Source organism: Burkholderia sp. MSMB1498 (genome assembly GCF_001526245.1).
Lineage (GTDB): Bacteria > Pseudomonadota > Gammaproteobacteria > Burkholderiales > Burkholderiaceae > Burkholderia > Burkholderia savannae.
Genome location: NZ_LOYJ01000124.1, coordinates 128,449 through 141,368, shown reverse-complemented (window position 1 = coordinate 141,368; position 12,920 = coordinate 128,449). Strand labels below are relative to the sequence as shown.

Below are 12,920 nucleotides of genomic sequence, written 5' to 3'. Positions count from 1 at the left end.
GAATCATGACGATCACTCCCCAGGAAGCGCTGCAGCGCACGATCGAGCATCGCGAAATCTTCCACGACGAAATGCTGCACCTGATGCGGCTCATCATGCGCGGCGACATGTCGCCCGTGATGTCGGCCGCGATCATCACCGGCCTGCGCGTGAAGAAGGAGACGATCGGCGAGATCGCCGCCGCCGCGGCCGTGATGCGCGAGTTCGCGCGCCACGTCGAGGTCGCGGACAACGCGAATTTCGTCGACATCGTCGGCACGGGCGGCGACGGCTCGCACACGTTCAACATCTCGACCGCGACGATGTTCGTCGCGGCGGCGGCGGGCGCGAAGGTCGCCAAGCACGGCAACCGCGGCGTGTCGAGCAAGTCCGGCAGCGCCGACGTGCTCGAGGCGCTCGGCGTGAACATCGATCTGCAGCCCGACGAGGTGGCCGCGTCGATCGCCGAAACCGGCATGGGCTTCATGTTCGCGCCGAACCATCATCCGGCGATGCGCAACATCGCGCCCGTGCGCCGCGAGCTCGGCGTGCGGACGATCTTCAACATCCTCGGGCCGCTCACGAATCCGGCCGGCGCGCCTAACCAGCTGATGGGCGTGTTCCATCCGGATCTCGTCGGCATCCAGGTGCGCGTGATGCAGCGCCTCGGCGCGCAGCACGTGCTCGTCGTCTACGGCAAGGACGGGATGGACGAAGTGTCGCTCGGCGCGGCGACGCTCGTCGGCGAGCTGCGCGACGGCGAAGTGCGCGAGTACGAGATCCATCCGGAGGACTTCGGGATGCAGATGGTGTCGAACCGCACGCTGAAGGTCGAGAACGCCGAAGAGTCCCGCGCGATGCTGCTCGAGGCGCTCGGCAACAAGCCGGGCGTCGCGCGCGAGATCGTCACGCTGAACGCGGGCACCGCGCTCTATTCGGCGAACGTCTCGGGCTCGATCGCCGACGGCATCCAGCTTGCGCGCGAAGCGATCGCGAGCGGCCGCGCGCGCGAGAAGGTCGACGCGCTCGTGCGCTTCACGCAGCAGTTCAAGCGCTGATCCGGCGCCTGGCGCCTCAACCGAATCCGTATCAAGCACGCAGGACACCCATGAGCGACATCCTCGACAAAATCATCGCGGTCAAGCGCGAAGAGATCGCCGCCGCGCTCAAGAGCGCGCCGCTCGAAGAACTGAAGCTGCAGGCGTCGGCGCGCGATTCGCGCGACTTCGTCGGCGCGTTGCGCGACAAGCACGCGGCGGGGCGCGCGGCCGTCATCGCCGAAGTGAAGAAGGCGAGCCCGTCGAAAGGCGTGCTGCGCGAGCACTTCGTGCCGGCCGACATCGCGCGCGCGTACGCCGCGCACGGCGCCGCTTGCCTGTCGGTGCTCACCGACGAGCAGTTCTTCCAGGGCAGCGCGCGCTATCTCGAAGAGGCGCGCGCCGCGTGCAGCCTGCCCGTGCTGCGCAAGGACTTCATCGTCGATGCGTATCAGGTGCTCGAAGCGCGCGCGATGGGCGCGGACGCGATCCTGCTGATCGCCGCCGCGCTCGACACGCCGCTGATGCAGGATCTCGAGGCGTACGCGCATTCGCTCGGCCTCGCCGTGCTCGTCGAAGTGCACAACCGCGACGAGCTGAACGAAGCGCTCACGCTGAAGACGCCGCTCATCGGCATCAACAACCGCAACCTGCGCACGTTCGAGACGACGATCGATACGACGCTCGGCATGCTCGACGCGATTCCCGGCGACCGGATCGTCGTCACCGAATCGGGCATCCTGTCGCGCGCGGACGTCGAGCGGATGGAGGCGGCGGGCGTGCACACGTTCCTCGTCGGCGAGGCGTTCATGCGCGCCGAGAATCCGGGCGCGGAGCTCGCGCGGATGTTTTTCTGAGCGCGGCGCACGATGGCGATCGAACAGGAGATCAAGCTCGCGCTGCCCGCCGCGCAGGTGGACGCGGCGCGGCGCTTTCTCGACGCGCGCGCCGGCGCGCCGGGCCGCGAGATCACGCTCGTGAACGTCTACTTCGACACGCCGGCGCTCGCGCTCGCGCGTGCGAAGAGCGCGCTGCGGCTGCGGCTCGCGCCGCAAGGCTGGCTGCAGACCTTCAAGACGGTCGGCGCGGCCGTCGGCGGGCTGCATCGCCGCCATGAGTGGGAGATGCCCGTCGCGGGCGAGGCGCTCGAGATCGACGCGCTCTGCGCCGCGTGCGACGTCGCGAGCGCGGCCGACGCGCTGCGCGCCGCCGCGCCGCATTTGATCGCGCTCTTTCGCACCGATTTCTCGCGCACGCTGTGGCACATCGAGCACGCGGGCGCGACGATCGAGGCCGCGCTCGATCGCGGCGAGATCGTCGCGCAAGTGAACGGCGACGTGCGGCGCGAGCCGATTTGCGAGATCGAGCTCGAGCTCGTCGAAGGCGACGCGGCCGCGCTGACGTCGCTCGCCGAAGCGGTCGCCGCCGCGGTGTCCGACGTCGCGCCGGACAACCTGAGCAAGGCGCAGCGCGGCTACCGGCTGCGCGGCGGCGATCTGCGCGCCGACTGACCGCCCTGCTTCCCGCATGACCAAAAAGACCTCGTCACCCCGCCCGATGCGACAATCCTCACTATTCGACGAACCCGCCGTACCTGCTCCGCCCCCGGCGAACGACGGCGCCTGCGCGTCGCCCCTCGAATCGCAATTCGACGCGCTGCCGCCCGACTGGCGCGCGATTCTCGAGCCGTTCATCGCGAGCGACGCGTACGCGCCGCTCTGCGGCTTCGTCGACGGCGAGCGCGCGGCGGGCAAGGCCGTCTATCCGGCCGACGTGTTCCGCGCGCTGCGGCTCACGCACCCGGACGACGTGAAGGTCGTGATCCTCGGCCAGGACCCGTATCACGGCGAGGATCGCGGGATTGCGCAGGCGCATGGGCTCGCGTTCTCGGTGCCGCCCGGCGTGCGGCCGCCGCCGTCGCTGCGCAACATCTTCAAGGAAATCTCGGCCGACTTCGGCTACGACACGCCCCGCCACGGCTGCCTCGACTCGTGGGCGCGCCAGGGCGTGCTGCTGCTGAACACGGTGCTGACGGTCGAGCGCTCGTCGGCCGCGAGCCATGCGAAGCGCGGCTGGGAAAAGTGCACCGACACGCTGATCCACGAGCTCGCAACGCGGCATCGCCACCTGGTGTTCATGCTGTGGGGCGCGCACGCGCAGGCGAAGCGCGCGCTCTTCGACGCGCGCGAGCATTGCGTGCTCGAGGCGCCGCATCCGTCGCCGCTGTCCGCGCATCGCGGCTTCCTCGGCTGCCGCCATTTCGCGCTCGCGAACGATTACCTGACGCGGCACGGACGCGAGCCGATCGACTGGCGGCTGCCCGACGAGGCCGAGACGCTCGCTTGAGCATCGAAGCTCGCATTGCGCATTCCGCTTCGTCCGGAGCGCCGGCGAAGGAAAGGCCCGGCGCGCGCCAGCCCGTGCGCGGCGTCGGCCGGATTCGATGCAGGCGCGACGGCGACGTGCCGACGCGCTGATGATCCGACGCGCCGCGCTTCACCATTCACCGCGATACCGGATTCGATGCCGCCCGCCCCTCCCGCCGCCGGCCCTTCGTCAACCGTCGCGCCGCCGCTCGACGGCTTGCACGCAAGCCGCCATACGCGACGATTCGTTCACGCCGCGCGCGAACATACGCCGCGCCGCGATGCGCCCGCTATCCGGCCTTCGTCGGCACGAGCAAAAACGCCGCGAACCTTCCGGTCCGCGGCGTTTTTTTCGGCGATCGAGCGAGGACGCTCAAACCGCGGCGATCACCTCGCGCGCGCTCGCGAGCGCCGCAGTCGCCGCATCCGGCCCGAGCGCGAGACCTTCCGCGTAGACGAACGTCACGTCGGACATGCCGATGAAGCCGAGGAACGTCTTCAGGAACGGCGTCTGGCTGTCGGTCGGCATGCCGACGTGCTTGCCGCCGCGCGCCGACACCACATACACCTTCTTGCCCTTGATCAGCCCTTCCGGACCTTGCGCCGTGTAGCGGAACGTCACGCCCGCGCGGGCGATCCAGTCGAAATACGTCTTCAGCTGCGACGACACGCCGAAGTTGTACATCGGCGCGCCGATCACGATCACGTCGGCCGAATTCAGTTCGTCGATCAGCGTGTCGCTCTTCGCGACGATCGCGTTCTGCTCGGCGGTGCGCTGATCGGCCGGCGTGAAGAACGCGCCGAGGACTGCGTCGTCGAGGTGCGGCAGCGCGTCGGCAAGCAGGTTGCGGACCTTGACGGTCGCGCCGGGGTTGCTGCGTTGCAGCTTGGCCGTCAGTTCGTCGGCGAGCAAAGTCGACTGGGCGCCTTGCGAGCGGGCGGCGGAATTGATCTGAAGAATGGTCGTCATGTCGGGCTCCGTGGGTTTGGTTTGCGCCAAGTGCAGCGCGAGTGACGCCATTGTGCGGATTGCCGCCGCCGCGAAAAAGCGGCGGCCGGGTGACGGATTGTTGCAATAGCGAAACAATCCGCGCCCGGTTCAGTGCGCCTATCGCCGGTCGCGCGCCGCCGGCAGCCCGAGCCATGCGTCGCGATGCGCGCGCGTCGCGGCGGGCTTCGGCTGGGCGGTCAGCTTGTAGCGCGCGATTTCGGGGCCGTCGAGCTTGAGCTGTGCGGCGCGCAGCTCGTCGCGCCGGAACGCGTGGATCTCGACCTTGTCGCCGGGCCGGTAGCGCGCAAGCAGCGCGTCGAGGTTCGAGCCCGTCACGCGCAGCCCGTCGACCGCGACCAGCGCGTCGCCCGCCGACAGCCCCGCGCGATGCGCGGCGCCGCCTTCGTACACGGCCGCGAGCGTGCATTCCGCGCCGCCTCGCGTGCGCGCGCCGAGCGTCGGCAACGGGCGCGCATCGGCCGAGCCGTTCGCGCCCGTGTCGGGCGCGAGCGTCACGCCGAACGGCTCCAGCAGCTCGGCGAGCGGCAGGTCGCGCGTGCCGGACACCGCATCGTCGAACAAGCGGCCGAGATCGACGCCCGTCGCTTCGGCGATCAGCGCCTTCACGTCGTCCTCGCCGACGCCGTGCGGCCTGCCGTGGTAGAAGTCGCGCCCAAAGCGCTGCCAGAGCAGCCGCATCACGTCGTCGAGCGACTTGCGATGGCGAGTCTGCGCGCGAATCGCGAGATCGAACGCGAGCGCGACGAGCGAGCCCTTCGTGTAGTAGCTGACGATCGCGTTCGTCGCGTTCTCGTCCTGCCGGTAATACTTGATCCACGCATCGAACGAGCTTTCGGCGACGCTCTGCTTGAGCCGGCCAGCGCCGCGCTGCACGCCCGCGATCGTGCGGCCGACGAGCGCGAAGTAGTCGCTCTGCGAAATGAGGCCGCTGCGCACGAGCATCAGGTCGTCGTAGTACGACGTGAAGCCTTCGAAGAGCCACAGCAGCGACGTGTAGCTCTCGCCGGACAGATCGTACGGCGCGAACGCGGCCGGCTTGATCCGCTTCACGTTCCACGTATGAAAGTACTCGTGGCTGCACAGGCCGAGATACGTTCGATAGCCTTCCGTTTTCTCCGGACGCCCCTTCACCGGCAAATCGGCGCGACTGCAGATGAGCGCCGTCGACGCGCGATGCTCGAGCCCGCCGTATCCGTCGCTCACCGCCTGCGTCATGAATACGTAGCGGGACATCGGCGCGCGCTTCGTCTTCGGCTCGAAGAGCGCGATCTGCGCTTCGCACACGCGTTTCAGGTCGGCCGCGAGCCGTTCGAGATCGAGGCCCGTCACGCGGCCCGCGATCGCGACGTCGTGCGGCACGCCGTGCGCCTCGAACGTCGCGAGCGCGAATTCGCCGAGCGTGACGGGATGATCGATCAGCTCGTCGTAGTTCTCCGCGCGGTACGCGCCGAAGCCGTAGCGCTTCGTGCCGTGCGCCTGCGGCAGCGCGGTCGCGACGCGCCAGCGCCGGTACGCGTCGCCCGCCGGGCGCTCGATCGTCACCTCGCACGGCGCGTCTTCATGGCCGAGCGGCGCGAGGAACACGCTCGTGCCGTTGAAGAAGCCGCCCGTGTCGTCGAGATGCGCGGCGCGCACCGACAGATCCCACGCGTAGACGTCGTAGCGCAGCGTGATCGATCCGGACGTCGGCGCGGCCTGCCAGGTCTGCTTGTCGAGCTTGCCGATCCGCAGCTTGCGGCCCGCTTCGTTGAACGCGCGCAGCGTCACGATGTTGCGCGCGAACTCGCGCACCATGTAGCTGCCCGGAATCCAAACGGGCAGCGAGAAGCGCTGCCCGGCCGGATCGGGATCGGCGAGCGTGAGCGTCACTTCGAACAGGTGGGCGGCGGGGTCTTTCGGAACGATCGTGTAGCGAATCGGCTTCATCGTCGGAATCGGTCGGGGCAAGCGGGAACGGATACGAAAAGAGGCGCCGGCCGAGCGCCGACGCCTCCTTCGCGATGCGAGAAATGCCGCGTCACTTGACGCCGGCGAGCGCCTGATTCAGTTCGTCTGCGGACACGGCGCCCGGCAGGCGGCTGCCGTCGGCGAGGAACACGGTCGGCGTGCCCGTCACGTTCATCCCGCGGCCGAGCGCGAGATTCTTGTCGAGCGCGGTCGTGTCGCAGCTCGCCGCCACCGAGGGCGTGCGATGCTCGAGCATCCATGCCTGCCACGTCTTCACACGGTCGCTCGCGCACCAGATCGACTTCGACTTCACAGTCGAATCGGGCGACAACACCGGGTACAGGAACGTGTAGACGGTCACGTTGTCGACCGACTGCAGCGTCGTCTCGAGCTTCTTGCAGTACGGGCAGTTCGGATCGGAGAACACCGCGATCTTGCGCGCGCCGTTGCCCTTCACGACCTTGATCGCATTCGAAAGCGGCAGGCTCGCGAAATCGATCTTGTTGATTTCGGCGAGGCGCTCGGCCGTCAGGTTCTTGTGCGTCTTCGTGTTGACGAGCTCGCCGAGCAGCACGTAGTCGCCCGATGCATCGCTGTAGACGATCTGCGAACCGAGATTGACTTCGTACAAGCCCGCGATCGGCGATTTCGTCACGCTCTTGATCGGGGCGTCGGCGCCGAGGCGCGACTGCAGCGCTGCCTTCAGCTTGTCGGTGGATTGATCGGCCTGCGCGGTGCAGCCGAGCGTCGCCGTCGCGGCGGCCAGCGCGAGCGCGGCGATACGAATTGTCTTTTTCATGCAAATCATCCTTCAAAGCGTGCGTGCACCGTCACAGTGTACGACCGTGGTCAAGCAGAGTCGGACCGCCGCGCCGCGCGAAGGTTCGCCGGACGCGCCGGTCCGTCAGCCGAGCGCCGACGCGACCAGCCAGCGCTTGACGAGCGGCTGCGCGCCGACGAGCGCCATCCCCGTGTTGCGCACGATGCGCGCAACCGCGCCCGGCAGCGAGAAGAGCCGCTGCAGGCCGTCGGTCGCGATCATCAGCGCGCGAATGTCCTCGCGCCGCGCACGCTCGTAGCGGCGCAGCAGCACGGTGTCGCCGAGATCGCGGAACGCTTCGCGATTCGCGAGCGTGTCCGCGAGCGCGGCGACGTCGCGCAGCCCGAGGTTCATCCCCTGGCCCGCGAGCGGGTGAATCAGGTGCGCGGCGTCGCCGACGAGCGCGACGCGCGGCGCGATCAGCCGGTCCACCGTCTGCAGCGCGAGGGGGAAGCCCTTCGCGGGCGTCACGCACTCGAGCGCGCCGAGGCGGCTCATCGTCACGCGCTCGACCTCGGCCGCGAGCTTCGCGGGATCGAGCGCGAGCAGCTCGTCGGCGTGCGCCGTGTTCGCGGACCAGACGAGCGACACGTGGCCGTCCGGCAGCGGCAGCAACGCAATGATCTCGCCGTCGCGGAACCATTGGTATGCGGTCTCGCGATGCGGGTGCGCGGCCTTGAAGTTCGCGACGACGCCCGTCTGCCGATAGTCGCGCCGCTCGACCTTCGAGCCGATCTGCGAGCGCACCCACGAATGCGCGCCGTCCGCGCCGACGACGAGATCGCACTCGATCACGTCGCCGTTCGCGAGCGCGAGCGTGGCGGCGTCCGGCTTCACGTCGAAGCCCTGCGCGCGCGCGTCGAACCACGTGAGGTTCGGCTGGAAGCGCAGCGCGGCGTCGAGCGCGCATTCGATCAGCGACGATTCGCCGATCCACGCGAGCTGCGACACCGCCGCCTGGAACGCGGAGAAATGCAGCTCGGCGTGCGCGTCACCGTACACGCGCATGTCGTAGACGGGCGCGAGCCGGCCGTGGTCGAGCGCCTGCCACACGCGCAGCCGCTCGAGAAGCGCCTGCGAGCTCGCCGACAGCGCGTAGATGCGCGAGTCGAACGCGAGATCGGCGGGACGCGGAGCGGCCGGCTGCGCGAGCAGCGCGGTCTTGTGGCCCGCCTGCGTCAGCGCGAGCGCGGCCGTCTTGCCGACGAGGCCGCCGCCGACGACGGCGACGTCGAAGGTCTGATGGTAGGCAGTCATGGCGGGCATTATAGCCGGGAGGGCCAGGCCGTTTCGCTCGGGGAATTTGCGGTGAATCAGGGCACGCGACACGGCGACGCACGCGCCGGACCGGTTCCGCGGCGATCGTTCGCCGCGGGTTTTCACGTAAGGACGAACGCCGCGCGCCGCGGCTAGCGCGCCGCACGTGCGCGGCGATGTAACCGGCGCGCGCTCGCCGCCGCACGCTATCGGGAGCGCGCATTACGCGTCACACGTTTCCTTACAAACGCACACCGCTTGTCATGCGGGCCGCCGCTACAGTGAGCCGACGCAACAACAGGAGATGTCGATGAAACGGATCGCGGCTCTCGCCGCCCTCGCCGTCGTGCTGGGCAGCGTGCTCGGAGGATGCATCGTGGTGCCGGAAGGCGGCGGCTACTATCATCATCGCGATTACTACTACCGGTATTGATGCGCCGTTCGGCGTCGGCTGTGATTCGGCTGTGATTCGGCTGTGATTCGGCTGTGATTCGGCTGTGATTCGGCTGCGATTCGGCGGCGATTCGGCGGCGATTCGGCGGCGCGCCGCTCGCGACGCGCGTCGCCGGTCGCATCGCGCATGAGCGGCGACGCGAACGCCCGCGCGTGCCGGCGCATTCGGCGCGCGGCCGAGAACCGGCGCGCCGCCGCGCCGAGTCCGACGCGATCTCGCCGGGCCGATGCCCGAGCACCGACGCGCACGCACGCGCCCGCCGCCGGAAACGGCCGCACGAGCGAGCGCCCTCTCCCCCTCCGATCCGCCACCGCACCGGTCCCGCATGCGACGCGTCGCGCGCCGCCGCACCCGCCCTGCGCAAGCCGCCGCGCTCGAACGCCATGTGCGTTCCGCCCCACCGAACGCTTGTCTGATTCCGCCCATCGCGTGCTATCGTTTCAGTGACGACGCGATCACCCCGAAAGCGCCGGAAAAACAGGTCTCAACCATCTTCGTGAGCCCGGCCATGAGCGACCTGCGCCACCATCTCAATCAACAGGACCGAGTGGAGCTGCTCTGCTGGCTCGTCGTCGGAAATCTCGGCGCCTTCTACCTGAACGAGAGCTGGCCAGGCGCAGCCTTTCAGGTCCAGTCCGCGCACAAATGGCTCGACCGCCACGCGCGCGAGGCCGATTGGCTGACGCTCGCGAAGCTCTCGCTCATCGCGCTCGACATCGCGAAGAGGCATGCGGACTTCGTCAACGCGTCGTGGGCGCGCGATGCGGTGGAAGAAATCATCGACACCGACGATCTGAACTACGGCGCGCGCCTCGCGCAGCTGGTGCTGGACGACTGCCGCGCGGCGCTCGCCGACCGGCGAATCGCCGACTGACTCGCCGGGCACGCACCGCGAAGGGCCGCAAAGGCCCGCTCGTAACGCGGCATGCATCGGCCGGCCGACGCGCGGCCGGCGGCGCACCAACGCCAATGCCGACACCGACGCGTGGCGCCGCCGCCCGCCGGATAGCGCCGCCGGCCCTCCCTCGAAGCGCATCTTTGCGGTTGCCTCCCACGTTGCCCCGCGTGATGCGCGTTCCTCCGTGCGCCAAAGTCGCCGCGCCGCCGGCCGCCGGCCTCGCATCGGCCGGCCGACGCGCGCCGCCGCTCGAGCCGCCGGTTGCCTTGATGCGCGGTCGAACGAGTTACAATTGCCGCTTTTGGTGGCAACGCAGGTCTTGCCCGCGCCCGGGCGTCCGGCCGGGCGCTCATGCCCGGCCCCGGTGCGGCCCGCAAAGCGCGCGGACGAGCGCCCCGCATCACGCACAACCCATTGAATCCCGAAGGAACCCATGAGCCTCAAATGCGGCATCGTCGGCTTGCCCAACGTCGGCAAGTCCACCCTGTTCAACGCGCTGACGAAGGCCGGCATCGCCGCCGAGAACTACCCGTTCTGCACGATCGAGCCGAACGTCGGCGTCGTCGAAGTGCCTGACGCGCGCCTGAAGGCGCTCGCCGACATCATCAAGCCCGAGCGCGTCGTCCCGGCCGTCGTCGAGTTCGTCGACATCGCGGGCCTCGTCGCCGGCGCGAGCAAGGGCGAGGGCCTCGGCAACCAGTTCCTCGCGAACATCCGCGAAACCGACGCGATCACGCACGTCGTGCGCTGCTTCGAGGACGAGAACGTCATTCACGTCGCCGGCAAGGTGAGCCCGCTCGACGACATCGAGGTAATCAACACCGAGCTCGCGCTCGCCGACCTCGGCACCGTCGAGAAGGCGCTCGCCCGCTATTCGAAGGCGGCGAAGTCCGGCAACGACAAGGAAGCGGCGAAGCTCGTCGCGGTGCTCGAGAAGGCGCGCGCGCATCTCGACCAGGGCAAGGCGGTGCGCGGCCTCGATCTGTCCGACGACGAGAAGGCGCTCCTCAAGCCGTTCTGCCTGATCACCGCGAAGCCGGCGATGTACGTGGCGAACGTGAAGGAAGACGGTTTCGAGAACAATCCGCACCTCGACGCGGTGCGCCGGTACGCGGACGGCGAGAAGTCGCCGGTCGTCGCCGTGTGCGCGGCGATCGAGGCGGAGATCGCCGATCTCGACGACGCCGACAAGGAAGCGTTCCTCGCCGACATGGGCATGGACGAGCCGGGCCTCGACCGCGTGATCCGCGCGGGCTTCAAGCTGCTCGGCCTGCAAACGTACTTCACCGCGGGCGTGAAGGAAGTGCGCGCGTGGACGATCCACATCGGCGATACCGCGCCGCAGGCGGCGGGCGTGATCCACACGGATTTCGAGCGCGGCTTCATTCGTGCGCAGACGATCGCCTATGACGACTTCATCGCGTACAAGGGCGAGCAAGGCGCGAAGGAAGCGGGCAAGATGCGCGCGGAAGGCAAGGAATACGTCGTGCACGACGGCGACGTGATGAACTTCCTGTTCAACGTCTGAGCCGCATCGCCGGCCCGGCGGCCGCAGGCGGCGCGTGACATCGCCCGCCGCCTGCGGCCGCCGGGCCGTTTCGCATTCGCGCGCATCGCGCGACTCAGATCGTCGAGCCGAGTGCGGCCGGCACGCAGGCAGTGGCGGCGCGCCGCCGCCGGGCCAGACGTCGCTTCACCGCAAATTCGCCGACACTCGCGACGCCGCGGGCGCCGGCTCGCCGCCGCCGCGCGCACGCCGGTTCATCCACGACGCCGCGACGACGGCGAGCGCGAGCACCGCGGTCGAGCCGACTTCCATCCGGTGATCGTCGCGCAGCAGCATCACGACGAGCACACCGCAGATGAACAGGATCACCGCCCACGTGAGCCACGGGAAGCACCACATCCGCAGCGGCAGGCGCTCGCCCGTCGCGTCGAGCGTCGAGCGCATCCGCAATTGCGAAATCGCGATCACGAGATAGACGAGCAGCGCGATCGCGCCCGACGTCGCGAGCAGGAAACCGAACACCTGCTCGGGCATCACGTAGTTCGCGATCACGGTCAGAAAGCCGAACGCGGTCGACGCTAGCACGGCCGCGCGCGGCGTGCCGCTCGCGTCGGTGCGGCGCAAAAGCGCGGGCGCGTCGCCGCGCGTCGACAGCGAGAAGATCATCCGCGACGCCGTATAGAGCGCCGAATTCAGGCAGCTCGCGACCGATACCAGCACGATCACGTCGATGATCGCCTTCGCATGCGGCACGCCGATCAGCTCCATCGCGCGCTGATACGAGCCGTGCGCGGGCAACAGCGCGTCGTTCCACGGCACGAGCGCCGCGACGACGAAGATCGAGCCGAGATAGAAAAGCGAGATGCGCCAGACCACCGAATTCGTCGCACGGACGATCTGGCGCTCCGGATGCTCGGATTCGGCCGCGGCAATCGTGACGATCTCGGTGCCGAGGAACGAGAACATCGTCGTCAGCATCGCGGCGAGCACCGCGCCGACGCCGTTCGGCATGAAGCCGCCCGCGTTCACGAGCCGCGCCACGCCCGACACGTTCGAGCCCGGCAGCACGCCGACGATCGCCGCGCCGCCGATCACGAGGAACACGACGATCGCGACCACCTTGATGAGCGCGAACCAGAATTCGAATTCGCCGTAGTTCTTGACCGAGAAAAGATTCGTCACGGTGAGCAACGACGTAATGCCGAGCGCGAAGATCCATGTCGCGACGCCGGGAAACCACGCGTTGAGGATCGTCGCCGCGGCCGTCGCCTCGATCGGGATCACGAGCACCCAGAACCACCAGTACAGCCAGCCGATCGTGAAGCCGGCCCAGTGGCCGATCGCGCGATCGGCGTAGGTCGAGAACGAGCCGCTGTCCGGCTGCGCGACCGCCATCTCGCCGAGCATGCGCATCACGAGCACGACGAGCAGCCCGGCGATCGCATAGGCGATCAGCGCGGCCGGGCCGGCCTCCGCGATCGCATGCCCCGAACCGACGAACAACCCGGCGCCGATCACGCCCGCGATCGACAGCATCGTGACGTGCCGCGGCTTCAGGCCGGTTCCGAGGCCTGTCTGTCTTCCTTCCATGTCTCCCTCCAAAAAAACGGTTCCGGTATGGCCGGGCATCGCGTGAAGGCGGC

At 68.9% G+C, this 12,920-nt stretch carries 12 protein-coding genes; 7 read left to right on the top strand and 5 right to left on the bottom strand.

Annotated features, from left to right (window positions below):
* The first annotated feature begins 5 nt into the window (after positions 1 to 5).
* From trpD to WS91_RS29595, 4 genes are read left to right on the top strand one after another with little or no spacing between them, the layout of a single operon-like run.
* Positions 6 to 1,037, top strand: a complete 1,032-nt coding sequence (gene trpD / locus WS91_RS29610) for an anthranilate phosphoribosyltransferase (protein ID WP_059581548.1) — start codon at positions 6 to 8, stop codon at positions 1,035 to 1,037.
* A 50-nt stretch (positions 1,038 to 1,087) separates the two neighbouring features.
* On the top strand, positions 1,088 to 1,873 hold the full coding sequence (gene trpC, locus WS91_RS29605) for an indole-3-glycerol phosphate synthase TrpC (RefSeq protein WP_038746513.1): 786 nt from the start codon (positions 1,088 to 1,090) through the stop codon (positions 1,871 to 1,873).
* A 12-nt stretch (positions 1,874 to 1,885) separates the two neighbouring features.
* On the top strand, positions 1,886 to 2,527 hold the full coding sequence (locus WS91_RS29600) for a CYTH domain-containing protein (protein ID WP_059642409.1): 642 nt from the start codon (positions 1,886 to 1,888) through the stop codon (positions 2,525 to 2,527).
* Between the two features lie 46 nt (positions 2,528 to 2,573).
* On the top strand, positions 2,574 to 3,362 hold the full coding sequence (locus WS91_RS29595) for a uracil-DNA glycosylase (protein ID WP_059581554.1): 789 nt from the start codon (positions 2,574 to 2,576) through the stop codon (positions 3,360 to 3,362).
* Positions 3,363 to 3,755: 393 nt separating this feature from the next.
* Here WS91_RS29595 and WS91_RS29590 read toward each other — a convergent pair whose 3' ends face one another.
* The 4 genes from WS91_RS29590 to WS91_RS29575 all read right to left on the bottom strand — a co-directional run bounded on the left by WS91_RS29590 (position 3,756) and on the right by WS91_RS29575 (position 8,427).
* A complete protein-coding gene (locus tag WS91_RS29590; RefSeq protein ID WP_059581671.1) occupies positions 3,756 to 4,352 on the bottom strand; it encodes an FMN-dependent NADH-azoreductase in 597 nt (198 codons plus the stop codon).
* A 138-nt stretch (positions 4,353 to 4,490) separates the two neighbouring features.
* Positions 4,491 to 6,320 carry a M61 family metallopeptidase gene (locus WS91_RS29585; protein WP_059581558.1) on the bottom strand — a complete coding sequence of 610 codons (1,830 nt, stop codon included), beginning with the start codon at positions 6,318 to 6,320 and terminating at the stop codon, positions 4,491 to 4,493.
* 91 nt (positions 6,321 to 6,411) lie between these two features.
* Positions 6,412 to 7,140: a DsbC family protein gene (locus WS91_RS29580; RefSeq protein WP_059581562.1), complete on the bottom strand. Its 729-nt coding sequence runs from the start codon at positions 7,138 to 7,140 to the stop codon at positions 6,412 to 6,414.
* Between the two features lie 105 nt (positions 7,141 to 7,245).
* Positions 7,246 to 8,427 carry a UbiH/UbiF family hydroxylase gene (locus WS91_RS29575; RefSeq protein WP_038746501.1) on the bottom strand — a complete coding sequence of 394 codons (1,182 nt, stop codon included), beginning with the start codon at positions 8,425 to 8,427 and terminating at the stop codon, positions 7,246 to 7,248.
* A 301-nt stretch (positions 8,428 to 8,728) separates the two neighbouring features.
* Here WS91_RS29575 and WS91_RS37830 point away from each other — a divergent pair, with 301 nt between their 5' ends.
* From WS91_RS37830 to ychF, 3 genes are all read left to right on the top strand, one after another.
* Positions 8,729 to 8,851, top strand: coding sequence for a hypothetical protein (locus tag WS91_RS37830; RefSeq protein ID WP_081989481.1), 123 nt, complete (start codon positions 8,729 to 8,731; stop codon positions 8,849 to 8,851).
* A 529-nt stretch (positions 8,852 to 9,380) separates the two neighbouring features.
* Positions 9,381 to 9,746, top strand: a complete 366-nt coding sequence (locus tag WS91_RS29565; protein WP_038746496.1) for a hypothetical protein — start codon at positions 9,381 to 9,383, stop codon at positions 9,744 to 9,746.
* A gap of 457 nt (positions 9,747 to 10,203) precedes the next feature.
* The gene (ychF, locus tag WS91_RS29560) at positions 10,204 to 11,298 is read left to right on the top strand and encodes a redox-regulated ATPase YchF (protein ID WP_038746494.1); all 1,095 of its coding nucleotides are present in this window, start codon (positions 10,204 to 10,206) and stop codon (positions 11,296 to 11,298) included.
* 165 nt (positions 11,299 to 11,463) lie between these two features.
* Here the strand turns inward: ychF and gabP are convergent, their stop codons facing one another.
* A complete protein-coding gene (gabP, locus tag WS91_RS29555; protein WP_059671534.1) occupies positions 11,464 to 12,867 on the bottom strand; it encodes a GABA permease in 1,404 nt (467 codons plus the stop codon).
* Positions 12,868 to 12,920: the final 53 nt, after the last annotated feature.

Excerpts from the sequence above, each read along its gene's own strand:
- WS91_RS29565 (WP_038746496.1), top strand. The coding sequence starts at position 9,381 with ATGAGCGACCTGCGCCACCATCTCAATCAACAGGACCGAGTGGAGCTG.
- trpC (WP_038746513.1), top strand. The coding sequence starts at position 1,088 with ATGAGCGACATCCTCGACAAAATCATCGCGGTCAAGCGCGAAGAGATC.
- WS91_RS29590 (WP_059581671.1), bottom strand. The coding sequence starts at position 4,352 with ATGACGACCATTCTTCAGATCAATTCCGCCGCCCGCTCGCAAGGCGCC.
- trpD (WP_059581548.1), top strand. The coding sequence starts at position 6 with ATGACGATCACTCCCCAGGAAGCGCTGCAGCGCACGATCGAGCATCGC.
- WS91_RS37830 (WP_081989481.1), top strand. The coding sequence starts at position 8,729 with ATGAAACGGATCGCGGCTCTCGCCGCCCTCGCCGTCGTGCTGGGCAGC.
- WS91_RS29575 (WP_038746501.1), bottom strand. The coding sequence starts at position 8,427 with ATGCCCGCCATGACTGCCTACCATCAGACCTTCGACGTCGCCGTCGTC.
- gabP (WP_059671534.1), bottom strand. The coding sequence starts at position 12,867 with ATGGAAGGAAGACAGACAGGCCTCGGAACCGGCCTGAAGCCGCGGCAC.
- WS91_RS29595 (WP_059581554.1), top strand. The coding sequence starts at position 2,574 with ATGCGACAATCCTCACTATTCGACGAACCCGCCGTACCTGCTCCGCCC.
- WS91_RS29585 (WP_059581558.1), bottom strand. The coding sequence starts at position 6,320 with ATGAAGCCGATTCGCTACACGATCGTTCCGAAAGACCCCGCCGCCCAC.
- WS91_RS29580 (WP_059581562.1), bottom strand. The coding sequence starts at position 7,140 with ATGAAAAAGACAATTCGTATCGCCGCGCTCGCGCTGGCCGCCGCGACG.
- WS91_RS29600 (WP_059642409.1), top strand. The coding sequence starts at position 1,886 with ATGGCGATCGAACAGGAGATCAAGCTCGCGCTGCCCGCCGCGCAGGTG.
- ychF (WP_038746494.1), top strand. The coding sequence starts at position 10,204 with ATGAGCCTCAAATGCGGCATCGTCGGCTTGCCCAACGTCGGCAAGTCC.